The 23,845-nt window shown below is 65.9% G+C and carries 26 protein-coding genes and 1 pseudogene; 18 read left to right on the top strand and 9 right to left on the bottom strand.

The annotated features are described in order from the left end of the window. The 6 genes from flhF to E4L96_RS00925 all read left to right on the top strand — a co-directional run. Positions 1-1,091: flagellar biosynthesis GTPase FlhF (gene flhF, locus E4L96_RS00950; RefSeq protein ID WP_135205370.1), on the top strand; the 1,091-nt coding region annotated here is incomplete at its 5' end. Further along, the gene (locus tag E4L96_RS00945) at positions 1,084-1,905 is read left to right on the top strand and encodes a MinD/ParA family ATP-binding protein (protein ID WP_135205369.1); all 822 of its coding nucleotides are present in this window, start codon (positions 1,084-1,086) and stop codon (positions 1,903-1,905) included. The genes flhF and E4L96_RS00945, both read left to right, overlap by 8 nt. Positions 1,906-1,921: 16 nt before the next feature. After that, a complete protein-coding gene (locus E4L96_RS00940) occupies positions 1,922-2,650 on the top strand; it encodes an RNA polymerase sigma factor FliA (RefSeq protein WP_135205368.1) in 729 nt (242 codons plus the stop codon). Continuing rightward, on the top strand, positions 2,632-3,378 hold the full coding sequence (locus E4L96_RS00935; protein WP_135205367.1) for a flagellar motor protein: 747 nt from the start codon (positions 2,632-2,634) through the stop codon (positions 3,376-3,378). The genes E4L96_RS00940 and E4L96_RS00935 overlap by 19 nt, the downstream gene beginning before the upstream one ends. 12 nt (positions 3,379-3,390) lie before the next feature. Next, entirely contained in the window at positions 3,391-4,137 is a 747-nt protein-coding gene (motD, locus tag E4L96_RS00930; protein WP_135205366.1) for a flagellar motor protein MotD, read from the top strand. A gap of 29 nt (positions 4,138-4,166) precedes the next feature. Next, positions 4,167-4,640 (top strand): hypothetical protein, encoded by a 474-nt coding sequence (locus E4L96_RS00925; RefSeq protein ID WP_135205365.1) that lies wholly within the window; start codon positions 4,167-4,169, stop codon positions 4,638-4,640. A 130-nt stretch (positions 4,641-4,770) separates the two neighbouring features. On the opposite strand, the gene E4L96_RS00920 is transcribed toward E4L96_RS00925, so the two are convergent. The 3 genes and pseudogenes from E4L96_RS00920 to E4L96_RS00910 form a co-directional block, all read right to left on the bottom strand. Then, positions 4,771-5,862: a M35 family metalloendopeptidase gene (locus E4L96_RS00920; protein ID WP_135205364.1), complete on the bottom strand. Its 1,092-nt coding sequence runs from the start codon at positions 5,860-5,862 to the stop codon at positions 4,771-4,773. A gap of 84 nt (positions 5,863-5,946) precedes the next feature. Then, a complete protein-coding gene (locus E4L96_RS00915; protein ID WP_135205363.1) occupies positions 5,947-7,062 on the bottom strand; it encodes a M35 family metalloendopeptidase in 1,116 nt (371 codons plus the stop codon). Positions 7,063-7,309: 247 nt separating this feature from the next. Beyond that, positions 7,310-8,038, bottom strand: a pseudogene (locus E4L96_RS00910) (YoaK family protein); the annotation flags it as partial. A gap of 63 nt (positions 8,039-8,101) precedes the next feature. Here E4L96_RS00910 and E4L96_RS00905 point away from each other — a divergent pair. After that, on the top strand, positions 8,102-9,136 hold the full coding sequence (locus tag E4L96_RS00905) for an RpnC/YadD family protein (RefSeq protein ID WP_135205361.1): 1,035 nt from the start codon (positions 8,102-8,104) through the stop codon (positions 9,134-9,136). 46 nt (positions 9,137-9,182) lie between these two features. Here the strand turns inward: E4L96_RS00905 and E4L96_RS00900 are convergent, their stop codons facing one another. From E4L96_RS00900 to flgA, 3 genes are all read right to left on the bottom strand, one after another. After that, entirely contained in the window at positions 9,183-9,650 is a 468-nt protein-coding gene (locus tag E4L96_RS00900) for a flagella synthesis protein FlgN (RefSeq protein WP_135205360.1), read from the bottom strand. A gap of 6 nt (positions 9,651-9,656) precedes the next feature. Next, on the bottom strand, positions 9,657-9,992 hold the full coding sequence (gene flgM, locus E4L96_RS00895) for a flagellar biosynthesis anti-sigma factor FlgM (protein ID WP_135205359.1): 336 nt from the start codon (positions 9,990-9,992) through the stop codon (positions 9,657-9,659). Between the two features lie 120 nt (positions 9,993-10,112). After that, positions 10,113-10,811, bottom strand: a complete 699-nt coding sequence (flgA, locus tag E4L96_RS00890) for a flagellar basal body P-ring formation chaperone FlgA (RefSeq protein WP_135205358.1) — start codon at positions 10,809-10,811, stop codon at positions 10,113-10,115. Between the two features lie 170 nt (positions 10,812-10,981). Between flgA and flgB the strand changes: the two genes are divergently transcribed. From flgB to flgL, 11 genes are all read left to right on the top strand, one after another. Beyond that, positions 10,982-11,395, top strand: coding sequence for a flagellar basal body rod protein FlgB (gene flgB, locus E4L96_RS00885; RefSeq protein ID WP_135205357.1), 414 nt, complete (start codon positions 10,982-10,984; stop codon positions 11,393-11,395). A gap of 55 nt (positions 11,396-11,450) precedes the next feature. Next, a complete protein-coding gene (flgC, locus tag E4L96_RS00880) occupies positions 11,451-11,852 on the top strand; it encodes a flagellar basal body rod protein FlgC (protein ID WP_135205356.1) in 402 nt (133 codons plus the stop codon). A gap of 25 nt (positions 11,853-11,877) precedes the next feature. Beyond that, entirely contained in the window at positions 11,878-12,585 is a 708-nt protein-coding gene (locus E4L96_RS00875) for a flagellar hook assembly protein FlgD (protein ID WP_135205355.1), read from the top strand. 46 nt (positions 12,586-12,631) lie between these two features. Continuing rightward, complete coding sequence (locus E4L96_RS00870; protein ID WP_135205354.1) at positions 12,632-14,158, top strand: flagellar hook protein FlgE; 1,527 nt, start codon at positions 12,632-12,634, stop codon at positions 14,156-14,158. Positions 14,159-14,261: 103 nt separating this feature from the next. Continuing rightward, positions 14,262-15,008: a flagellar basal-body rod protein FlgF gene (flgF, locus tag E4L96_RS00865; RefSeq protein WP_135205353.1), complete on the top strand. Its 747-nt coding sequence runs from the start codon at positions 14,262-14,264 to the stop codon at positions 15,006-15,008. A gap of 84 nt (positions 15,009-15,092) precedes the next feature. Beyond that, a complete protein-coding gene (gene flgG, locus E4L96_RS00860) occupies positions 15,093-15,875 on the top strand; it encodes a flagellar basal-body rod protein FlgG (RefSeq protein WP_135205352.1) in 783 nt (260 codons plus the stop codon). A 49-nt stretch (positions 15,876-15,924) separates the two neighbouring features. Further along, entirely contained in the window at positions 15,925-16,581 is a 657-nt protein-coding gene (locus E4L96_RS00855) for a flagellar basal body L-ring protein FlgH (RefSeq protein WP_135205351.1), read from the top strand. A 23-nt stretch (positions 16,582-16,604) separates the two neighbouring features. Continuing rightward, complete coding sequence (locus E4L96_RS00850) at positions 16,605-17,708, top strand: flagellar basal body P-ring protein FlgI (protein ID WP_135205350.1); 1,104 nt, start codon at positions 16,605-16,607, stop codon at positions 17,706-17,708. A 12-nt stretch (positions 17,709-17,720) separates the two neighbouring features. Continuing rightward, entirely contained in the window at positions 17,721-18,656 is a 936-nt protein-coding gene (gene flgJ / locus E4L96_RS00845) for a flagellar assembly peptidoglycan hydrolase FlgJ (protein WP_135205349.1), read from the top strand. A gap of 79 nt (positions 18,657-18,735) precedes the next feature. Next, positions 18,736-20,685, top strand: coding sequence for a flagellar hook-associated protein FlgK (gene flgK / locus E4L96_RS00840; RefSeq protein WP_135205348.1), 1,950 nt, complete (start codon positions 18,736-18,738; stop codon positions 20,683-20,685). Positions 20,686-20,710: 25 nt separating this feature from the next. Beyond that, the gene (flgL, locus tag E4L96_RS00835; RefSeq protein WP_135205347.1) at positions 20,711-21,943 is read left to right on the top strand and encodes a flagellar hook-associated protein FlgL; all 1,233 of its coding nucleotides are present in this window, start codon (positions 20,711-20,713) and stop codon (positions 21,941-21,943) included. Between the two features lie 30 nt (positions 21,944-21,973). Here the strand turns inward: flgL and fliR are convergent, their stop codons facing one another. Genes fliR through fliP form a run of 3 tightly spaced genes read right to left on the bottom strand, consistent with a single transcriptional unit; the run spans position 21,974 to position 23,840 of the window. Beyond that, entirely contained in the window at positions 21,974-22,816 is an 843-nt protein-coding gene (fliR, locus tag E4L96_RS00830; protein WP_135205346.1) for a flagellar biosynthetic protein FliR, read from the bottom strand. Between the two features lie 25 nt (positions 22,817-22,841). Then, entirely contained in the window at positions 22,842-23,111 is a 270-nt protein-coding gene (gene fliQ / locus E4L96_RS00825) for a flagellar biosynthesis protein FliQ (protein WP_135205345.1), read from the bottom strand. Positions 23,112-23,120: 9 nt separating this feature from the next. Further along, on the bottom strand, positions 23,121-23,840 hold the full coding sequence (gene fliP, locus E4L96_RS00820; protein WP_135205371.1) for a flagellar type III secretion system pore protein FliP: 720 nt from the start codon (positions 23,838-23,840) through the stop codon (positions 23,121-23,123). Positions 23,841-23,845 lie beyond the last annotated feature (5 nt).

Below are 23,845 nucleotides of genomic sequence, written 5' to 3'. Positions count from 1 at the left end.
CCCACGTGGACAGCACGCCGGCGCGCCGCGCGACTGACGTCCAGGCCGTCCCGCAACCCACCGCCGAGCTGGCCGCCCAGATGGCCCAGCTGGTGCAAGCCGCCGTGGCCCAGGCCAAGGACTCCGCCGCTGCCGAAATCGCGACCATGATGACCGAGCTGCGCGCCATGCGCGGCATGATGGAAACCCAGCTGTCCGAGATCGCCTGGGGCAACACCCAGCAGCGCGCGCCGCAGAAGACCGCCGTCCTGCGCGAGCTGCTGGCCGCCGGTTTTTCCGCCAGCCTGGCCCGCTACCTGGTCGAAAAGCTGCCCGCCGGCCACGACGCGCCAGCCGCCATGGCCTGGATCAAGACCGTCCTCGGCCGCAACCTGCAAACCCTGGCCAACGAGGACGAGATCCTCGACAAGGGCGGCGTGTTCGCCCTGGTTGGCCCGACCGGTGTCGGCAAGACCACCAGCACCGCCAAGCTGGCCGCGCGCGTGGTGATGCGCCACGGCCCGGAAAAACTGGCCTTGATCACCACCGACGCCTACCGTATCGGCGCCCACGAGCAGCTGCGCATCTACGGCAAGATCCTGGGCGTGATGGTGCACTCGGTGAAGGACGAAGCCGACCTGCGCATCGCCCTCAAGGAACTGAAGAACAAGCACACCGTGCTGATCGACACCGTCGGCGTGTCCCAGCGCGACCAGATGGTGACCGAGCAGGTGGCCATGCTGACCGAGTCCGGCGCCGACGTGAAACGCCTGCTGTGCCTGAACGCCACCAGCACCAACGAGACCCTCAACGAAGTGGTGCGCGCCTACCAGGGCAGCGGGCTGGCGGGCGTGATCATGACCAAGCTGGACGAAGCCGCCTCGATCGGCAACGTGCTGGACGTGGTGATCCGCCAGAAGCTGCAAATGTTCTACGTCTCCAACGGCCAGCGGGTGCCGGAAGACCTGCACCTGGCCGACCGCGGCTACCTGATCGACCGCGCTTTCAAGCTCAAGAAGCAGGACGCCGCCACCCAGTACCAGGACGACGAACTGCCGCTGCTGATGTCCGGTGCCTCCGACCGCGCACTGGGCGAGGTGCGCCTTGGCTAATTTCGATTTCGACCAGGCGGAAGGCCTGCGCCGGATGCTGGCGGGGCCCAAGCCCCGCATCGTGACCTTCCTGTGCGCCACCCCGCAGGACGACAAGGGCGCCATGCTGGTGAACCTGGCCGCCTCGCTGGTCCGTTCGGGCAGCGACGTGCTGCTGGTGGACGCCTGCGAAAAAGACTACGGCGTGGCCCAGCGCCTCGGCGTTGACAAGGGCCCGAGCCTGCTGCATGTGGCGCGCCAGGAGTGCGGCCTGAACCAGGTCGTGAACGCGGTGCCGCAGGGCTTCGGCGTGGCCACCATGGCGCGCGGTCCGCACCGCCGCGCCGAGGACGCGCGCCGCCTCGCGAAAACCTTCGACGTGCTGGTCAAGCAGGCCGGCGTGGTGCTGGTGGACGGCGAACTGACCGACGACGACAGCTTCCCCGTCCCCGTGATGGCCCATTCCGAGATCGTAATCCAGGTCGGCACCAGTGCCGCCTCGATCAAGGCCGCCTACGCCCTCATCAAGCGGATCAGCCAGGCCTACGGCCGCCGCCCCTTCGGCCTGCTCGTCACGGGCGCGACCGAGGCCCAGGCCAAGGTGGTGTACGATAATATGGCCTCGGCCGCGACCCGCTACCTGGCCGTGCAGCTCACCTCGCTCGGTTCGGTTCCGGCCGACGAGTATTTGCACCGCGCCGCGCGCCTCGGCCGCGCCGTGGTGGACGCCTTCCCGCTCGCGGGCGCGTCAGTCGCATTCCGCCGTCTGGCGGGGAAGTTCGCGCTGGCCGGGATGGCGGGCCGCGCAGCTGGGTCTTCCCAACTGGGCACTTAATCGTCAACAATAAGACATGTACACGGCCAAAGGGAAAGCGAACAAGGACCATTTGCTGACGGAGCACATGCCGTTGGTCAAGCGTCTCGCCCATCACATGAAGGCGAAGCTTCCCCCGAGCGTGGAGGTCGACGACCTGGTCCAGGCCGGCATGATCGGTCTGCTCGACGCCATCAACCGCTACGAGGAGACCCACGGCGCCCAGTTCGAGACCTACGCCGTGCTGCGCATCCGCGGCGCCATGCTCGATGAGCTGCGCAACAGCGACTGGCTGCCGCGCTCCATGCGCCAGAACATGCGCAAGATCGAGACCGCGATGGCCACGCTCCAGCAGCGCCTCGGCCACGCCCCCACCGAATCGGAAGTGGCCAAGGCGCTCAAGCTGTCGCTGGCCGACTATCAGGAGATGCTGTCCGACGGCGGCGGCCACCAGCTGGTCTACTACGAGGACTTCCACGACGCCGACGGCAACGACTCCTTCCTTGACCGCTACGCCGTGGATGATGCCGACCCGCTGCACTCCCTGCTGGAGGGCGACTTCCGCCAGGCCGTGATCGACGCCATCGACAACCTGCCGCCGCGCGAGAAGATCCTCATGGGCCTCTACTACGAAGAGGAATTGAACCTGAAGGAGATCGGCGCGGTCATGGGCGTCTCCGAATCACGCGTGTCGCAGTTGCACACGCAGGCTGTGGCGCGTCTGCGCGCGGCATTACGGGAGCAGGCGTGGACTGGGCCAGCGTAATCGGGGTTATCCTGGCGCTGGCGGGCCTCGCCATCGGCCATGGTATGGAGGGGGGCAAGTTCGCTTCGCTGCTGCAGCCGGCGGCGTTTGCGATCGTGGTCGTCGGCACTGCCGGCGCGGTGATGCTGCAGAACGAAGGCCAGACCTTCCTGCGCGGGATGCGCATGCTGCGCTGGGTGTTCCGCCCGCCGCCGTCGCAGCGCCAGCGCCTGGCGCGCGAGGTCACGCTGTGGGCCCACTCGGCGCGCCGCGACGGCCTGCTGGCCCTCGAACAGCACATGCAGGCCAACAAGGACAAGTTCGTGCAGAAGGGCCTGCGCCTGGTCATCGATGGCATCCATCCGGACAAGCTGCGCGGCATGCTGGAGACCGAGGTCTCGGCCTATGAATTCTCGCAGCGCCAGGCGGCCAAGATCTGGGAGTCGGCGGCCGGCTACTCGCCCACCATCGGGATTCTCGGCGCGGTGCTGGGCCTGATCCACGTGATGGAGAACCTCACCGATCCGTCCCGCCTGGGGCAGGGCATTGCGGTGGCTTTCGTGTCGACCGTGTACGGCGTGGGCCTGGCCAACCTGTTCTTTTTCCCGGTCGGGAACAAGCTCAAAGCGATCATCGCGGAGACGGTGACACAGTACGATATCCTCATCGACGTCCTGTACGACATCGCGTCCGGCGACCATTCGCGCGTGATCGAGGAGCGCGTGCAGTCCATCCTCCATCGCGCGTAAGGGCCCCCACCCATGGCCCGCAAGCGCTACGAGGACCCAGGCGAGAACCACGAGCGCTGGCTGATCTCCTACGCCGATTTCATCACGCTGCTGTTTGCGTTCTTCGTGGTGATGTACGCGATTTCCTCGGTCAACGAGGGCAAGTACAAGGTCTTCAGCCAGTCCCTCGGCAATGCCTTCGGCGGCCCGGGACAAAAGGAAGAGGCGAATAACGCCCAGCTCATGCCGCTGCCGAACCCCTTGCTGCGCAAGCGCACCGAGGCCATGAAACGCGAGCGCGAACGCCTCACCCGTTTGGCCACGGACCTCAAGCAGACCATGGCGCCGCTGCTCAAGTCGGGCAAGGTGCGCGTGACGCAGAATTCGCGCGGCGTCTCGGTCGAGATCAACGCCAGCGTGCTGTTCGACCCGGGTGACGCCAAGCTGCAGCCGGAGTCGGTACAGGCCCTGCGCTCCCTGGCGGCGGTGCTGAAGGACGACCAGCATGCGATCCAGGTCGAGGGCTACACCGACGACGTGCCGATTTCGAATGCGTCCTTCCCCTCCAACTGGGAGCTGTCGGCCACGCGCGCGAGCAGCGTGGTGCGGCTGTTCGTGGAGGCGGGTGTGCCGCAATACCGCATGTCCGCCGTGGGCTTCGCGGACAACGAACCGGTGGCCCCCAACGCCACGCCGGAAGGGCGCGCGCGCAACCGCCGCGTGGCGGTCACCATCCTCTCCACGCTGCCGGATGTGACGACCGAGATTCCGACGCCGTGACGCCGTCGTTTCATGGTACGCTGGACGGCATGAAACGTCTGCTGCCCATCCTTCCGATCCTGTTCGCCGCCGCTGTCACCACGGCCTGCGCGGAGGAGCCGTCCATGAAAAGCGTCAGCGAATCGCTCAAGGTCGAGACCACGGGCGGCAAGGTGCTGGTGCACCTCACGGTGGTCAACGGCACGGACGCGCCGGTCTGGGTGCCCGCCGCGGTGGCGCGCGAAGCGGAGCTCACACGCCGCGAGTTCGACGTGCAGGCCGAGGGCAAGCCGGTCGACTACGCGGGCCGCATGGTCAAGCGGGGGCCGATCACGGCGGACGACTACGTGCGCATCGAGCCGCACACCAAGGCCGAGAACACGGTCGACATCACGAATGCCTACGCCTGGCCCCCGGGCAGCCACGCCTACACGCTGGGCTACGACGGCAGCTACCTGGCAGACATCGCCAAGCTGGACAGCCCGACTCCCGTCAAGGTCGAACGCGCCGCCTTCTTCCATTAGAAAAGGGGTCGCTCACGGCGGACCGACCCAAAAAAAGGGCCGCCCCGCGGCGGCCCAACCCTCACAATCCATGCTGCCGGCGGCAGCGCAACCCACCGCCGGCGTCTCCCCTCTTGTTATTCCTGCCTGATCACGGCAGCGCCGGCGTGTTCTCGCCGAAGTACTCGTGCGAGTCCGCGTTGTCGATTGCCTTGGCCGGATCGCTGATCGCCAGATTCGCCGCGCCGGACTGGCCATAGACCCAGTCGTCCGTGCCTGCCACCACGTTGAAGTGGCTCATCTCGTGCACCAGCGTGCCGCCCTTGGAGTCGGTGCCCGTCATCGGCGCGGACCAGAAAGCCTTGCACACGTAGATGGTGTAGGGCTGGGTCGGATACACGTAGGCGTAGTAGGTCTTCTTGCAGCCGCAGTCCACCGTGATCGGCTTGTTGGCGAAAGCATCCTTGATCGCTGCGAAGTGCTGGGTCACGGTCGCGTAGCGGCCCGCGTCGTAGGTGCCGAACCACTTGGTGTAGCGCTGTCCCTGTTTGCTGGAGGCTAGGTAGTTGGAGCCGTCGGTCGCCATCGACAGGGCGGCGGCGCGCGCATTGGTGATGTCGGCCTGCTGCGAGGTGGTGCACTTGTTGAAGGCCAGTCCGGCCACCCCTCCGGTGCCGCCTCCGCTGCCGCCCGGCGCCTTCAGGTCCGCCAGTGACATCGGCTCCGGCAGCACAGTGCCGCGCGGGTGCACGCCGTCGATCCACAGGCTCACTGCGTCAGACGCGATCTCGTTCACGCCGCGTTCCGCCGCGCCGCCGATCAGGTTCATGCCGCGCGCGTGGTAGCGCACCTGGTAGTCGCCGGTCACGCTCATGTCGTACAGCGCGGACAGCTCCACCTTGGCGCTGTAGGACGCGCCGGGCTTGAGCAGGTAGTAATCGCCGGCGGTGGGCGCCGGGCGCTTGTAGTGCGCGCCGCGGTACGGCACGCGCACGCCGTCGCGCGTGACCTCGAACAGCGCTTCCTCGATCTCTTCGCCGAACGGCGTCTGCCACTTCAGTACCAGCTGCGGCTGGCCGCTGGTGTTGGTCATGGTGACCTTGACGACGACATCGTCGCTGGCCTTGAGGTGGGACTTCATCGGCGCGATGCTGACAGCGATGCCGCTGGCTGCCTGCGCGGCGGTGCACGCACTTGCGATGGCCAGCACGGCGCCGGCCTTGACCACGTGATTCCAGTTCATCTTGCTCTCCTTCGGGGTGATGGGCCGCGCCGTGCGTGCGGACGGCGGCGGCCGGGGTCGGGCTACATCGTCACTGTGCGGCTGTCAGGGCAGGGCCGGATTGTTCTCGCTGAAGTACTCGTGCGAGTCCGCGTTGTCCACGGCCTTGGACGGATTGCTGAGCGCGAGGCTGGCAGCGGCCGACTGGCCGTAGGCCCAGTCGTCGGTGCTGGCCACCACGTTGAAGTGGCTCATCTCGTGCACCAGCGTGCCGCCCTTGGAGTCGGTGCCGGTGGTCGGTGCGCTCCAGAAGGCGCCGCACACGTAGATCTTGTAGGGCTGGGTCGGATACACGTAGGCATAGGTGCCGGAGTCGGTGCAGCTGCAGTCCACCGTGATGTTCTGCGACGCGAACGCGTTCTTGATGTTGGTGAAGTGGGTCTTCACGGTGGAGAAGCGCGAGGAGGTGTAGCTGCCGAACCACTTGGTGTAGCGGGTGCCGTGGGTCCCGGCGTTCAGGTAGTTCGACGCGTTGGTGGCGTAGTTCAGCGCCGCGCTGCGGGCCGAGGCGATCAGCGTCTGGCGCGAGGACGAGCAGCTTACATAGGAGGTGGTGGCTGCGGCGGCCGCGTTGGCGCTCAGCTTTTCCATCGGGATCGGGTCGGCCAGCACGGTGCCGCGCGGGTGCACGCCGTCGATCCACAGGCTGGCGTCCTCCGAGGCCAGCTCCTCGACGTTGCCGCCACGGGCTGCGGCCACGGCCAGGCCCTGGGCGCCGGCTGCGCCGTCCTGGAACAGGTGGGCGGACGCGGTACGGAAGCGCACCTTGTAGTCGCCGGTCACGCTCATGTCGTACAGCGAGGAGAGCTCCACCTTGGTGCTGTAGCTCTGGCCCGGCTTGAGCAGGTAGTAGTCGCCTTCGCGCGGGGCCACGCGCTTGTAGATGGCGCCGCGGTAGGACACGGCCTGGCCGTCGCGCGTCACGTCGAACAGGGACTGGGTGATCTGGCCGGCAAACGGCGTACTCCATTTCAGGACCAGCTGCGGCTGGGACGAGGTGTTGGTGAACGTGACCTTGACCAGCACGTCGTCGCTGGCGCCCAGCGTGGACTTTTCGGGGGTCACGCTGACCGTCACGCCGTGCGATGCGGCCTGCACGTTGACGCTGGCCACCACCGCGGCCAGGACCACACCTGCCTTCACCATCTCATGCCATTTCATGTGTGTTCTCCGTTGAGTTTGTTTGGTGTTGTTGTCTCCACATGGGTTGCAGGATTTGCATGCCCATCTATACATCCTTGCATGGCGCGGGGAGCGGGCTCAAGAAGAAAATGTGAATTTTTGCGGGCGAGCGGCGTCCGCGCAACAGAAGAATTTCTGTTGAAAAACAAACGCTTAGGATTTGTCTATTCTGGGACGCGCCGGTCCGCGAGTGTTAATTTTGAGACGCGCGGCGGGCGGCGGAGACGAGGTCGTCAGCGGCCGGGACGATGGCCAGCAGGACCAGCACGACGGCCAGCGGAATGGTGGTGGAAAAGCCCAGGTGCTTGAAGCCGAGCGCCCCCGCCACGCCGCCGGCGAAGAACGAGATCGCCAGCAGGGTGAGCACCCGCAGGCGGGCCCGGTTGGCGGTCACGCGCGGGGCGGTACCGGTCTGCGGGCCGTTCCAGTACAGCAGCTTGCCCAGTTCGATGCCGATGTCGGTGACCACGCCGGTGATGTGCGTGGTGCGGATTTCGGCGTGCGAGAGCTTGGTGATGACGGCGTTTTGCAGGCCCATCATGAAGCACAGCAGCATGACGGTGGCGGGCACGAACAGGCCGCGGATCTCCTGCAGGCGCGCGCCTAGGAGGCCGAACACCAACAGCAGGCCGGCTTCCAGCAGCAGCGGCAGGGCGTAGGTGCTGTGCAGCCGGCGGCGGCGCGCAAAGTTGACCATGATCGCGGAGCAAGCCGCCCCGGCCAGGAAGGAGAGCAGGGCGCCCACGCCGTCCAGCACCAGTTCGCTGCCGCCAAGGGCCAGGTTGTCGGCCATGGCGGACACGATGCCGGTCATGTGGGAGGTGTACTGGTGCACGGCGAGAAAGCCGCCCGCATTGGCGGCCCCGGCGACGAACGCCAAGGTGAAGCCGAGATGCCGGTCCGCCGCGGCGCTGCGGATGGGGCTGGTGAGGCGGCGGGCGTAGTTGAGGGGCATGGTGGTGTCGTTCCATCATAGCACCGCCCCGGAACCCAGCGGTAGCCCCTCGGTCCAAGCGGTATGAAGGTGCTCACTGACGAATTTGACTCCCCTTGGCAAGCCGCGGTCATGCGGTACTGGCCCGAGTTCGTCGAATTCTATTTTCCCGCAGCGCACGCGGCGATCGATTGGTCGGCTCCGTTTGAATTCCTGGACCAGGAGCTCGAAGAGCTGGTTCGCGACGCGAGCTTCGGGCGCCGCCGCGTTGACAAGCTCGTGCGCGTATCGAGCAAGACCGGGGCAGTGGGCATCGTCTATGTGCACATCGAGCTGCAAAGCCGCTATGATCGGAGTTTTGCGGAGCGCGTCTGGGTCTATCACTACCGCTTGTTCGAGCGCTTCCGCACGCCGGTCGCTTCGCTGGCCATCCTGTCAGACGGCAGCCGCCATTGGCGCCCCAGCTCATACGGGTACGAGCGCTTCGGCTGCCGCCTCAGTCTCGAATTCCCGACCGTGAAGCTGGCGGACTATCACGACCGTCTCGATTGGCTCTGCCAGCATGACAATGTGTTCGGGTTGATCACCGCCGCCCATGTGCTGACCCAGCGTACCCGCGGGAAGACGGCGCGGCGGCTGGCGCACAAGCGGGAACTTGCGGCCAACGTCTATGGTCGTAACTGGGATCGTCAGCGCATTCTCGATCTGATGCGCCTGATCGACTGGCTCATGCGGCTGCCGCGCGACCTGGAGCGCGAGCTCAGGCATGAGATCCACACCAAGCTGGACAGGAGACGAATTATGTTGCCGTTGACATCTTTGGACCGCGTGGAGCGCAAGCGCGGCCGGCAAGAGGGACTGCAGGAAGGTCTGCAGCGAGGACTGCAGCAGGGAATGCAGCAGGGAATGCAGCAGGGAATGCAGGAGGGAATGCAGCAGGGCCGGCTGCTGGGTATGCGTCAATTGATCGAAGGGCAGCTGGAACGCCGGTTCGGCACGCTGGAGGCGAATGTGCGCAACCGTCTTGCGAGTCTGAATGAGGATGACTTGCAGCGGCTTATCGACCGCATGGTCACCGGCAGCGCTATCAGTGCAGACGAACTCGTGGACGGGCGCTGACGACGCAGAGCCGTAGAGGGGCGAAGCGAATCAGGAGAGCTGAGCGTCAGCCCAGCACGTAGCGGCGCGAAGGCCCGCCGAAGTTGGTCTGGCCGGACGGCCCGTAGACACCCGCCTCGGCTGCCGCCGTCGGGCTGCGCATGGCGTTGATCAGCACCTGTGTGTGCGTCATCTGCTTGGTGATCAGCATACCGTTGACGCGGTTGAGCTCCTTGGCCGCGCGGGTCTGGTCGAGCACGTCGCGCCACACGCCGGCCGCCTCGTCGTTACCCGCCACCGCCAGCCACGGCTCCATGCCCGCTTCCTCCGCCACGAACCCGGCCGCGCCGAGCGCTGCGTGCCGCTGGGCCGCCAGCGTGGCCATCTGCTCCACCAGCTCCGCCTTGCGCGGGGTGAGCTCAGCCAGCCGCTCGGTGTCCGCGCCCACCAGGTGCTGCTGCTCCTCTTTGAGGACGGCGAGCAGGGTGGCGATCAGGGTCTGTTCCTGGCGCAGATAAACGAGCGGAGAGGTCATAAAAAATTATCGCTTGCGTGAGTGCAGCAGGTCGCGCACGGTTTCGAGCAACCCGTCTGCCACTTTTTCCGAATTGACCTGGAACTGGCCGTCGGCGATCGCGGTCTTGATGCGCTCCACTTTCTTGGCATCGAACACCGCATTGCTGCTCCCGACGGCGCTGGCCAGGGCCTGGCCTTGCGCGGACAAGCGGACGTTGTCGGACGCCGGCTGCTGGGCACTCTGTGCCTGCGCCGTCTGCGCCGTCGACGTGGCTCCCGCCTTGTCGCTTCGGGTCCCCTGGGTCTGGCCGTTGTTGACCGGCAGACTCTGGTTACCTTTGGTTGTATCGTTGATTTTCACAGCATCATCCTCGTGTGGGCAGGGAAACCTTCCCCGGCTTCTGCGTACTGTATCGGCCAGCAGGCCACGAACTTTAGTGCGCGCCGGAGATTTATTTACAGTGTCCGCCTGCCCCCAGCGTCAGAAGGCCACCAGCACCGCACCGCCCGCCTGCGCGATCCCGCTGACGACAGCTCCGGCCGGCGTGCGCACCTGCACCACCTGTCCTTCGGCCGCGCTGCCGATGGCGCGGCCCTCCGCCGATACGGCGAAACCGGCACCCGATGATACCACCCGCACCAGCTGCCCTTGCTGAACAACCGGCCTGCTTTTCAAGTTGTCAAGACGCAAAGGCGCGCCCGCCGGCAGCGACACGGTCGGGCTCTTGCCCACCGCCTGCGCCATATCTGTAATGACGCCCTGCGGCAGCGCGCCGAGGTCGCCCTGCATCTTGACCAGCTGGGCCGCCGTGACCGGCTGCCCCTGGGCCAGCGGCACTGCCGAGGCCACGTAATCCGTCACCACGCTCACCTGCGCCTGCAGGTAGACCGTCCAGGGCGACGGCGCGGTGCAGCGCACGCCCACCGTGACCTTGCCCCAGCTGCGCGCCCCCGGCTGCTGGAACGCTTCCGGCGCCGCGCAGGCTGCCAGCGACAGGCGCGGGTCGAGCGCGCCCATGGTCACCGTCACCTTGCCGGGCAGGGCCGAGGCCTGCAGCTTCAGATACTGCTCGGCCACCGCCTTGAGGGCGGCCGGATCCTGGCGCGGCGCGCCGGCCTGGGCCAAGGCCAGCGAGGGCAGGGCAGCGGCAGCGAAGAGGGCGGTAAACAGGGCTTTCATGAGGACGGCTTCAAACGCGGCTTCAAATCAGATGTGCACATCTTAGGCACTCGTCCTCGCGCGTGAAGCCATGAAAAGCCCGGTTTTGCCCGCCCTTATCCGCCGATTGATTTGACTTGCTCGTCCGTAATATCGAGCCTGTCATCACAGGAAAACCGCCGGAGACTGGCATGGTTGGGAAACTCGACGATTATTTGCGCTTCAATGAGATGGCGCTGAGCCTGCGGGGCCAGCGCCAGCAGGTGCTCGCGTCGAACATCGCGAACGCGGACACGCCGAACTACAAGGCACGCGACATCGACTTCGCCAGCGCGATGCAGAACGCGCTGGCCGGCTCCCAGGGCGGCCTGGCCACCACCAATGCCGGCCACCTGCAGACGGGCGCCAAGCCGGGCGACACCCTGCCGGACGGCACGCCCCTGTTGTACCGCACTCCGGCCCAGGGCGCGGCGGACGGCAACACGGTCGACATGGACGTCGAGCGTAACCAGTTCGCCGACAACGCCGTGCGTTATGAAGCGGGCATCACGATGATCAACATGCAAATCAAGGGCATATTGGCCGCGATTCAAGGAGGTAGCTGATGCCGCCTCTTTTTCAAATCAAAGGCATTCTGGCCGCGATCCAGGGAGGTAGCTGATGTCGCTCTTTAATATCTTCAACGTGTCCGGTTCGGCCATGAGCGCGCAGGCGCAGCGCCTGAACACGGTCGCCTCCAACCTGGCCAATGCCGATTCCGCCACCAGCTCGACGGGCGAAGCCTACCGCGCCAAGCAGGTCGTGTTCGAAGCCGTGCCGGACGCCAGCGGCGCCACCGCCGTCAAGGTCGCGCAGGTGGTGGAAGACCCGTCCCCGCTCAAGCAGGTCTACGACCCCAAGCACCCGATGGCGGACGACAAGGGCTACGTCACCATGCCCAACGTGAACGTGGTGGACGAGATGGTCAACATGCTGTCGGCCTCGCGCTCCTACCAGAACAACGTCGAAACCATGAATGCAGCCAAGACCATGCTGCTGAAAACCCTGACCATCGGCCAGTAAGCCGCCACCTTAGCGAACCCTCACCATGGTAACTTCCGTCAACACCAATTCCGTCTCCGGCGACCTGCTGGCGACCATGAACGGCACCAAGGCCGCCGACAAGGACGAAGTCACAGCGGCGACCGACAAGTTCATGACCATGCTGGTCACCCAGCTCAAGAACCAGGACCCGCTGAACCCGATGGACAACGCCCAGCTGACCACCCAGCTCGCGCAGCTCCAGACCGTGACCGGCGTGAACAAGCTGAACGACACGCTGGAATCGCTCAAGTCGAGCTACCAGTCGTCGGAGGCACTGACTGCCACCAACATGATCGGCCACGGCGTCCTGGTCAACGGCAACAGCGTGCAGCTCGTCGACGGCAAATCCGCCCTCGGGGTCGAGCTGGAGACGCCGGCCGACAAGGTCCAGATCATCATCAGCAACCCCAAGACCGGCAAGGACGTGCAGACCATCGATCTCGGCGCCCAGCAGGCCGGGGTGGTCCCCGTGGTGTGGGACGGCGTGGTCGACCCGGCCAAGGTCGATGCCGACGGCAAGCCCATTGTGCTGCCCAACGGCTCCTACAACTTCCGGGTGGTGGCGACCCGCACCGGCGAAGAACTCAAGGACGCCCACGGTCTGCAATTCGACAGCGTGGCCAGCGTCAGCACCAGCGCCAAGGATGGCGTGAAACTCAACCTGGCCAGCCTGGGCACCAAGACCATGGCCGACGTGAAGCAGACTTTCTAAGCCGCTTCCACCCCAACGAATTCAAGAATTTTCAGGAGAACCAGACATGTCTTTCCAACAGGGTCTTTCCGGTCTGAACGGCGCCGCCAAATCGCTGGACGTCATCGGTAACAACATCGCCAACGCCAGCACGGTCGGCTTCAAGGGCTCGCAAGCCCAGTTCGCGGACGTGTACGCCAACTCGCTGAACGGCGCGGGCGGCAACACGGCCGGTATCGGTACCAAGGTCTCGCAGATCGCCCAGATGTTCACCCAGGGGAATATCGAGTCGTCCAACAACCCGCTGGACATCGCCATCAACGGCGCGGGCTTCTTCCGCACCGTGGTCTCGGGCGCGGTGCAGTACTCGCGCAATGGCCAGTTCTCGCTGGACAAGGAAGGCTACCTGGTCAACGCTCAGGGCGCCAAGCTGACCGGCTTCCAGGCCAACGACCATGGCGTGCTGCTGGCCGGCGCCCCGATCCCCATCCAGATCAACACCCAAGACCTGAGCCCGGTCGCCACCAAGCACGTGGACACCCAGATCAACCTGGACTCCGGCTCCGAGATCCCGAAGACGACGCCGTTCAACGAGAACGACCCGACCTCCTACAACAAGCAGACCCCGGTGGACGTGTACGACACCCTTGGCAACCCGCACGTGATGTCGATGTACTACGTGAAAACCGGCGCCGGCACCTGGAACGTGTACGCCGCCACCGATGGCGTCGAGATCACCAACCACGCAGTGGCCCAGGCGTCCGACCTTGACAGCACGGCGGTCGCCTCCAAGCAGGCCTGGCTGGACACCCTGGCCCTGGTGCCGCGCGATCCGGCCGCCGAAGCCGCGGCCATCGCGCAGTATGCGGCAGACGCCGGTGCGGCCGTTGCTGCTGCAGCCGGCCTGGCTGGCGCCACCGCCGGCGAAGTGGCCGCCATCACGGCCGCGGCCACCAGCGCGGGCACCACCACCGGCATCACCGCCGCCGAAGTGGACAAGCTGATCGCCGGCTCGGTGCACGTGCCCGCAGTTCCGGTCGGCCACCTGAATTTCGACGGCAACGGTGCCCTCTCGACCGCCCTGATGTCGCCGCAAACCCTGCCGCTGACGGTGAACCTGCCGATCTACCCGGCCACCGGTTCGGCCCCGACCCTGTCGGTGGAGCTGAACTTCTCCGGCACCACCCAGTACGGCGCCGCCACCAGCGAGAAGAAGACCACCCAGGATGGCTACACCGCCGGCCACCTGCAGCGCTTCGCAGCCGGTTCGGACGGGATCATCCTGGGCCAGTACTCCAACGGCCAGTCGCAGCCGCTGGGCCAGATCGTGCTGGCCAACTTCGCCAACCCGAATGGCCTGTCCCCGCTGGGTAACAACGCCTGGGCCGAGACCTCGATGTCGGGCCAGCCGACCGTCGGCACCCCGAACTCCGGTTCGCTGGGCGTGCTGCAGTCGTCCGCGGTGGAGAACTCCAACGTCGACCTGACCGCGGAACTGGTCAGCATGATCACGGCACAACGCGTCTACCAGGCCAATGCGCAGACCATCAAGACCCAGGACTCGGTGCTGCAAACCCTGGTCAACCTGCGTTAATCGGTCCGATAGACTCGCCCACATCGTCATGATCGCCGCCCTGATCGCCTACACCGCGCTGCTCGTGCTGAGCACCCGGCGTACCCGCTAGCGAAAGACCGCCATGGACCGTCTCGTCTACACCGCCGCCACTGGCCTGAAGCACATCATGGACCAGCAGGCGACCACGTCGCACAACCTGGCCAATGTCTCCACGACCGGCTTCCGCGCGCAGATCGACGCCTTCCGCGCCGTGCCGCTGCAAGGGGAGGGCGTGGGCCTGCCGACCCGCACCTTCGTGGTCAGTTCCACGGTGGGGGCGGACATGTCCTCCGGCCCGCTGCAGGTCACGGGTCGCGACCTGGACGTGGCGGTCAAGGGCCAGGGCTGGATCGCGGTGCAGCTGGCCGACGGTTCCGAGGCCTACACCCGCAACGGCGCGCTCGAGATGAACACCAACGGCGTGCTCACCACCGCCAATGGCAATGTGATCATGGGTGACGGCGGGCCGATCACCATCCCGCCCGACACCACGGTGACCATCGGCGGGGACGGCACCGTCTCCGCCATCAGCACCACCACGCAGCCGGCCACGCCCACGCCGCTGGGGCGTATCAAGCTTGTCAATCCGACCGCGCAGGACCTGGTGCGGGGCGACGATGGCCTGTTCCGCCTGAAGGACGGCAGCCCCGCACCGGTCGATCCCAATGTGGTGGTGGCCGGGGGCGCGCTGGAAGGCTCGAACGTCAACGCCATCGATTCCATGGTCGACATGATCTCGCTGGCACGCTCGTTCGACATGCAAATGAAGCTGCTCCAGAACACCGAGAATAACGAGGCAAAGGCTTCGCAGCTCCTCGCTTTGGGTTGACGGGGCGCGGCGCATAATGGATTTGTGCGGTAACCGTCAGGTTACGCACTCTGAGTCCATGCGCTAACCCCGGAGACAACCCAAATGATCCGCTCCCTTTTCATCGCGAAGACCGGCCTCGAAGCCCAGCAGACGCAGCTCGACACGATTTCCAACAATCTGTCGAACGTCTCCACCAACGGCTACAAGAAGTCGCGCGCGGTGTTCGAGGACCTGCTGTACCAGAACGTGCGCCAGCCCGGCGCCCAGTCCTCCCAGCAGACCAATCTCCCCTCCGGCCTCCAGATCGGTACCGGCGTGCGCGCCGTGTCCACGGAGCGCATCTTCACGCAAGGGAATCCCCAGTCCACCGGCAACGACAAGGACCTGATGATCAACGGGAATGGCTTCTTCCAGGTCCTGCTCCCGGATGGCACCCAGGGCTACACCCGCGACGGCTCTTTCCAGAAAGACCAGAACGGCCAGCTCGTGACCTCGTCCGGCTACGTGATCCAGCCCGCGATCACCGTGCCGGCGAATGCCACCTCCATCACCGTCGGCAAGGACGGCACCGTGTCCGTCACCCTGCCCAACACCCCGGCCGCGACCCAGATCGGCACCCTGCAGCTGGCCACCTTCGTCAATCCGGCCGGCCTGGAAGCCAAGGGCGAGAACCTGTACGCCGAAACCAGCGCGTCCGGTTCGCCGAACACCAACACCCCGGGCACCAACGGCACCGGCGTCATCATGCAGGGCTATGTCGAATCCTCCAACGTCAACGTGGTGGAAGAGATGGTCAACATGATCCAGACGCAGCGGGCCTACGAGATCAACTCCAAGGCGATCACCACCTCGGACCAGATGCTGGCCAAGCTGGCGCAGCTCTGATCCTCAGTACTGCCTTCGTTTTCGCCCTCCCAGTCCTACCGGAATTCGCATGAAACGCTTTGCCTTCGCCTCCCTGATGGCCGCCGCGCTGGCGCTGGCCGGCTGCGCCGCCACTCCCAGCTCGATCGTCACCGTCCCGACCACCGCCCGCCCGATTCCGCCGGAGCCGGCCGCGCAGGCGGCCAACGGCGCCATCTTCCAGACCGCGCAATACCGCCCGCTGTTCGAAGACCGCCGCGCGCGCCACATCGGCGATACGCTGATCATCAACATCGTCGAGAAGACCGTCGCCAACACCGACGGCGCCAGCACCGGCAAGAAGGATGGCAAGGCGAGCTTCACTCCTCCGGGCCCGCTGCAGGCGCGCCTGGGCGGCAGCGTGAGCACCAGCGCTTCCACCAGCTTCGCCGACGGCGGAACCCAGAGCGCATCGAACGCGTTCACCGGCACCATCGCGGTCACCGTGACCGAGGTGCTCTCCAACGGGAACCTGATCGTGGCCGGTGAAAAGCAGGTCGCCATGAACAAGGGAATCGAGTTCATTCGCTTCTCCGGCATGGTCAATCCGGACATGATCAACGGGAACGCGGTGGCTTCCACCAACGTGGCCGACGCCCGCGTCGAGTACCGCACCAACAGCCGCATCGACCGTGCCGAGATGTCCTCCATGGCCTCGCGCTTCTTCCAGTCGATCCTGCCGTTCTAAGCCAGAGACAAGAGATGACTTCCATGCGTTCCCTGCTCAAGATCATCGGCCTCATCTGCGCGCTGCTGCTGGCGCAGGCTGCGCAGGCCGAGCGCCTGAAGGACCTCACCACCATCGCGGGCGTACGCGAGAACCAGCTGACCGGCTACGGCCTGGTGGTGGGCCTCGACGGCACCGGCGACCAGACCACCCAGACGCCGTTCACGGTGCAGTCGATCATCGCCATGCTCCAGCAGCAGGGCGTGACCCTGCCGCCGGGGACCTCGCTGCAGCTGAAGAACGTGGCCGCGGTCAGCGTCACCACCTCACTGCCAGCGTTCGCCCAGCCCGGCCAGACCATCGACATCACCGTGTCCTCGATCGGTAACGCCAAGAGCCTGCGCGGCGGCACGCTGCTGATGACGCCCCTGAAGGGTGCGGACGGCCAGATCTACGCCATGGCCCAGGGGAACGTGCTGGTGGGCGGCGTCGGCGCCCAGGCGGGCGGCGCGCAGACCATCGTCAACCACCTCGCGGTCGGCAAGATCTCGGCCGGTGCGACGGTCGAACGCGCGGTGCCGTCGGCGCTCGGTGCGGACAACCAGATCCGCCTGGAGCTCAAGAGCACCGACTTCGCCACCGCCTCCAAGGTGGTGGAAGCGGTCAACAACCACTTCGGCCCCGGCATCGCCACCGCCCTCGATGGCCGGGTAATCCGCGTGATGTCGCCCTCGTCGTCGGACCAGCGCGTGGCCTTTATCGGCATCCTGCAGAACCTCGATGTCACGCCCGACCAGGGCCTAGCGAAGGTGATCATGAATGCGCGCACCGGCTCCGTGGTGATGAACCAGACCGTGACGCTGGACCCCTGCGCCATCTCGCACGGCAACCTGTCGGTGACGATTTCCAGCGACCCGACCGTGAGCCAGCCGGCCCCGTTCTCGGGCGGGAAGACCGTGGTCACCCAAAACGCCAACGTGGAAGTCAAGAAGGACCCGGGCAAGGTGGTCCTCGTCAAGGGCGGCGCCAACCTGGCGGAAGTCGTGAAGGCGATGAACGCGATCGGCGCCTCGCCGCAGGACCTGCTCTCCATCCTGCAGGCCCTGAAGGCCGCCGGCTCGCTGCACGCCGAACTTGAGATCATCTAAGGGACCGAGGCCATGGGAATCAGCCAGACCGACCTGTCCAGCAAGCTGGCCTTCGACGCGAAGGGCGTCTCGGACCTGAAGAGCGCCGCCAAGCAGAATTCGCCGGACGCGCTGAAGGGCGCCGCCACGCAGTTCGAAGCCATGTTCATCAACATGATGATGAAGTCCATGCGCGACGCCACGCCGCAGGACGGCATGATGGATTCGCAGGAGACTCGCACCTTCACGTCCATGCTGGACCAGCAGCTGTCGCAGAAGCTGGCCAAGCGCGGCATCGGCCTGGCGGACATGATGGTCAAGCAGCTCTCGACAACCCAGCAGGCGCAAGCCCTGGCGATCGGCGAGGGCAGCGGCGCTGCGTCCGCCGCGGCCTCGGTGACCTCGGCGGCTTCCAACGCCACTGCGGGCGTGCAGATCGCGCGCACCATGGCTGGCCCGGGACAGCTGGAGCCGGTCAATGCGTCCTCCGGCACCAGCCACTCCAAGGTCCCGCACATCCGCGATTTCCAGAACAAGCTGCAGAGCGAGGCTGAAGAGGCCAGCCGTGCCACCGGCATCCCGGCGAAGTTCATGCTCGGCCAGGCCGCGCTGGAGTCGGGCTGGGGGCGCCGCGAGATCAAGAATGCGGATGGCTCGCCGAGCCACAACCTGTTTGGCATCAAGGCCGGCAAGGGCTGGACCGGCAAGACCGTTTCCGCCTACACCACCGAATACATCAACGGCCGTCCGCAGACGCGCGTCGAGAAGTTCCGCGCCTACGACAGCTACGCCGACGCCTTCAAGGACTACGGCAACCTGCTGGCCAAGAACCCGCGCTACGAAAAAGTGCTGGCCCATGGCGGTGACGCAGCGACCTTCGCGCATGGCCTGCAGAAGGCCGGCTACGCGACCGACCCGTTCTACGCGACCAAGCTGACGCGCATCATCCAGAAACACCTGGTTGGCTAAGAGGTAACACCTGTTGACGAAGCGGTATCAAGTTTTGCCGAGACCTGCCGTCAACGGATAGAGATAGGAACACGACACCATGGCAGGGAATATCCTCAGTATCGGCAAGAGCGGGCTGTTTGCGGCGCAGGTGGGCTTGTCCACCACGGGCCACAACATCACCAACGCCAACGTGGCCGGCTACAGCCGCCAGGTGGTGGTGCAGCAGTCGTCCGCCGCGCAGGACATGGGCTATGGCTTCGTCGGCAGCGGCACCCAGGTCGCGCAGATCAAGCGCTACTCGGACGAATTCCTGAATGCGCAGGTGCGCACGGCCCAGTCGTCCAAGAGTGCGCTCGATGCGTTCCAGTCGCAGATCGCGCAGATCGACAACCTGATGGCCGATACCACCTCCGGCCTGTCGCCCGCGCTGCAGGACTTCTTCAACGGCGTGCAGGACGTGGCCTCCAATCCGCAGTCGGCCGCCTCGCGCCAGTCGCTGCTCTCGGCCGCCGACTCGCTGGCCGCGCGCTTCCAGGGCATGAACCAGCGCTTGCAGGAGATCCGCGAAGGCGTGAACACCGAGATCACGACCAACGTCACCCTGATCAACTCTTACGCGCAGCGCATCGCGGACCTGAACGACAAGATCGGCGCCTACACCAATTCGGACAACCAGCCCAACGACCTGCTTGACCAGCGCGACCAGCTGATCGCGGAATTGAACAAGCAGGTCAAGGCGACCGTGGTGGCGGGCGACAACAACAGCCTGACGGTGTCGATCGGCAGCGGCCAGCCGCTGGTGGTCGGCAAGAAGGCGTTCGAGCTGGCGGTGACCACCTCGCCCACCGACCCGACCCGCGTCGAAGTGGGCTACCGGACCGGCGACAAGGTCACCCTGCTCGGCGATAACGCCCTGTCTGGCGGCGCGCTGGGCGGCCTGCTGCAGTTCCGTACCGAGTCGCTGGACCGGGTCCAGAATTCGCTGGGCCGCATCGCGGTCAGCCTGGCCTTCAGCTTCAACGAGCAGCACAAGCTGGGTCAGGACCTGGCCAGCAACATGGGCGGAGACTTCTTCACCGTGGCCCCGGCCTTCGTCGGCCGCAACGCCAACAACAGCATCGCCAGCACGGCGGACGTCTCGGCCACCATCGTCGATCCGGGCGCACTGACGCAGAGCGACTACAAGCTGACCTACGACGGCTCCAACTACATGCTGGTGCGCCTGTCGGACAATCACCCGACCCTGATCACCATGCCGCAGACCACCGGTCCGCAGGTGGTGGACGGCATGGCCATCGCGATTACCGGCAACGGCGTGGTGGGCGACAACTTCTCGATCAAGCCGACCATCCAGGGCGCCTCGCAGTTCAAGGTCGCGATCACGGACCGCGACAAGATCGCGGCGGCCGCCCCGGTGGTGAGCGACGTGCCGACTGCGAACAAAGGCAACCTGGCCGTGGGCGGCATCACCATCGACTCGACCTATCCGGCCGCACCCCTGGGGACCAGCGTTACCTTCACTTACGACAAGGCGTCGAATACCTTCTCGACCAATCCGGCGGTGGATGTGACGGTGACGTCGAATGGTGTGCCCACCGTGTACACGGCGGGTACGCCGATCCCCTACGCGACCGGCGATGAAGTCAGCTTCAACAGCATGTCCTTCAAGCTGACCGGGCAGCCGAACGACACCGACACCTTCAAGATCGCCCCCAACACGGCGGGCGTGGGCGACAACCGCAACATGCGGCTGCTGGGCGCCCTGCAGACCAAGAACATTCTCGACGGCGGCTCGGCCACGTTCCAGAGCTCCTACGCGGAGATGGTCAGCTACGTCGGCAACAAGACGCGCGAAGTGCAGGTGAACGCGGACGCCGCGGAAGGCCTGCTGCAGCAGGCCACCGCCTCGCAGCAGAGCGTCTCCGGCGTGAACCTGGACGAGGAAGCGACCAATCTCCTGAAATACCAGCAGGCCTACCAGGCAGCGGGCAAGGTGATGCAGATCGCCGGCACGCTGTTCGACACGCTGCTCTCGATCGGCCGCTAAGCACTAAGAGGCAAAAGAGGATTCCATGACCACCCTGCGCATCAGCACCCGTTCCATCTTCGAATCCGGCACCGGCCAGCTGGGCACCCTGCAATCGCAGATCGCCAAGACGCAGATGCAGCTGTCCACCGGCCGCAAGATGATCACGCCGTCGGACGATCCGATCGCCTCGGCGCGCGCGCTGGAGGTGACGCAGTCGCAGTCCATCAACACCCAGCTCTCGACGAATCGCGACAACGCCAAGTCGTCGCTGTCGCAGGTGGAGCTGGCGCTGCAGAACACCACCGCGCTGATCCAGGACGTGCAGACGCTGGTTGTCAACGCGGGCAATGGCGCGCTGTCGCAGGCCGACCGCGAATCGATCGCCACCGAGCTGGAAGGGCGCCTGCAGGACATGCTGGGCGTGGCCAACACCGCGGACGGCGCCGGCGGCTACCTGTTCTCCGGCTTCAAGGCGACCACGCTGCCGTTCACGCAAACCACCACGGGCGCGCAGTATAACGGCGACCAGGGCCAGCGCGAGCTGCAGGTCGGCTCGTCGCGCAAGGTGCCGATCAGCGATTCGGGCAGCTCGGTCTTCGAAAACAACAAGACCGGCAACGGCACCTTCCAGACTGCGGCCGATCCGGGCAACCTGACGCGCGGCGGCACAGGGATCATCTCGTCCGGCGCGGTGGCGGATGCCTCGATGATCAATGGCCACAGCTACCAGATCGATTTCCAGGTCACGGGCGGCACCACCACCTACACCGTGACCGATACCTTTGACGGCACCGTGCTGACGGCGACGCCGCAGGCCTACGAGTCGGGCAAGCAGATCACGGTGGGCGGCATGGCCTTCGACATCAAGGGCGCACCGGCCGACCTGGACTCGTTCACCGTCGTCCCGAGCCAGAAGGAATCGATCTTCACCACGCTGACCAACCTGCTCAACACCCTGCGCTCGCCGGGCACCGGGCCGGCGGAACAGGCGGCGCTCACGAATCGCCTCAACCAGGCCAACGACAACCTGAATAATTCGCTGGACAACGTATTGTCGGTGCGCGCATCGATCGGTGCGCGGCTCAAGGAAATCGACTACCTGGACTCCACCGGCGACGACTTGAACGTGCAGTACGAAGCGACCCTCAATGACCTGCAGGCGCTGGACAACGTGGCCGCGATCTCGCTGTTCACCCAGCAGCAGTTCACGCTGGAAGCGGCGCAGAAATCCTTCAAGACCCTTTCGGGCCTCTCCCTCTTCAACTTCATCGGATAAGTCGCGGCGCTCGTTCCAGCCGCACGCAGCTTACTGTGCGGCCGGCGGCGCTGCGGCTGGCGGCGGCGCCGGGGCTGCGCCTAACGGCCGCGTAGCCGCGGCGCGCGGCATGGCGCGGCTGGCTTCGATCCCCCGGTTAAACAGCGTCTGCACTGGTGCGCCCAGATAGGGCAGCACCAGGCTGATAATCAGGAAGCCCACGCCCAGCGTGATCGGGAAGCCGATGCCGAACAGGTTCAGCGACGGTGCCGCGCGGGTGAGAATCCCCAGCGCGACGTTGGTGATCAGGAGCGCGGCCACGATCGGCAGCGCCAGCTGCAGCCCCGCGCTGAAGATCACGCTGCCCCAGCGCGCCAGCTCCAGCGGGCCGTTGCTGGACATCGGCAGCGCCGCCACCGGCATGGTGAAGAAGCTCTCGGCCAGCGCCTCCAGCAGCACCAGGTGGGCATTCACGGCCAAAAACGCCATCGTCGCCACCAGCGCCAGGAACTGGCTGATGCCCGAGCTGCGGCCCTGCGTGGACGGGTCGAAGAAGCTGGCGAAGCCCAGGCCCATGGTAAGGCTCGACACCTCGCCCGCGAACTCCACCGCCGCGAACACGATCCGCATCGAGAAGCCCATGCCCAGGCCGATCAGCATTTGCTGGACCAGCATCATGAGGCCGGACCAGGAAGTGGGATCGGCCTGCGGCATCGGCGGCAGGATCGGCGCCAGCACGATCGACAGCAACACGCCCAGGATCAGTTTCACGGAGGTCGGCACGGCGGCGTGGCCGAACAGCGGCGCGGATGCGATCAGGCCGAGGATGCGCGTGAGGGGCCACAGGAATGCGACCACCCAGGCATGCAGCTCGGTGCTGGTCAGCGTGAGCATGGCAGTGCGCGGGGCGAGGCGGCCGTCAGCCGATCATGCCCGGGATGCCGGTGAACACGGAGCGCATGTAGTCGGTCATCACCGACAGCATCCACGGTCCGGCCACCACCAGCGCCACGAAGATGCCGATCAGCTTGGGGATGAAGGAGAGGGTCGTCTCGTTGATCTGGGTCGCGGCCTGGAAGATCGAGACGATCAGGCCGATGATGAGGGCCACCAGCAGCAGCGGGGCGGCCACCATCAGGGTGACTTCCATCGCGGTGCGGCCCATGGTCATGACGGTTTCGGGATTCATGGCGCGGACCTAGAAAAAGCTTTGCGAGAGAGAGCCGAGCAGCAGCGTCCAGCCGTCCACGAGCACGAACAGCATCAGCTTGAAGGGCAGGGAGATGGTCGCGGGCGACATCATCATCATACCCATCGACATCAGCACCGACGCCACCACCATGTCGATGATGAGGAAGGGGATGAAGATGGCAAAGCCGATCTGGAAGGCGGTCTTCAATTCGCTGGTGACGAAGGCCGGGATCAGCACCCGCAGCGGAATGTCCTCGGGGCCTTGCAGGGCCGGGGTGCGCGAGATCTTCACGAACAGCGCCAGGTCGGCCTGGCGCGTTTGCCGCGTCATGAAGGCCTTGAGGGGCGCGACGCCGCGGTCCATGGCCTCGGTCATGTTGATGCGGTTTTCCTGCAGCGGCACGTAGGCGTCGGTGTAGATCTTGTCGAAGGTCGGGCCCATCACGAACAGCGTCAGGAACAGGGCCAGGCCGACCATCACCTGGTTGGGTGGCGCGGTCTGCGTGCCGAGGGCCTGGCGCAGCAGCGAGAGCACGATGATGATGCGGGTGAAGCTGGTCATCATCAGCAGCGCCGCGGGCAGGAAGGTGAGGCTGGTCAGCAGCAGCAGCGTTTGCACCGGCAGCGAGTAGGCGGTGCCGCCGCCCGCGGCCGGTGCGCTGGTGAAGGCCGGGATGCCGGGCTGCGCGAAGGCGGCCAGCGGCAGCAGGACCGCCAGCACAGCCAGCCCGG

Source organism: Zemynaea arenosa (assembly GCF_004614185.1).
GTDB lineage: Bacteria > Pseudomonadota > Gammaproteobacteria > Burkholderiales > Burkholderiaceae_D > Telluria > Telluria arenosa.
This window is presented reverse-complemented; position numbering and strand designations above follow the sequence as displayed.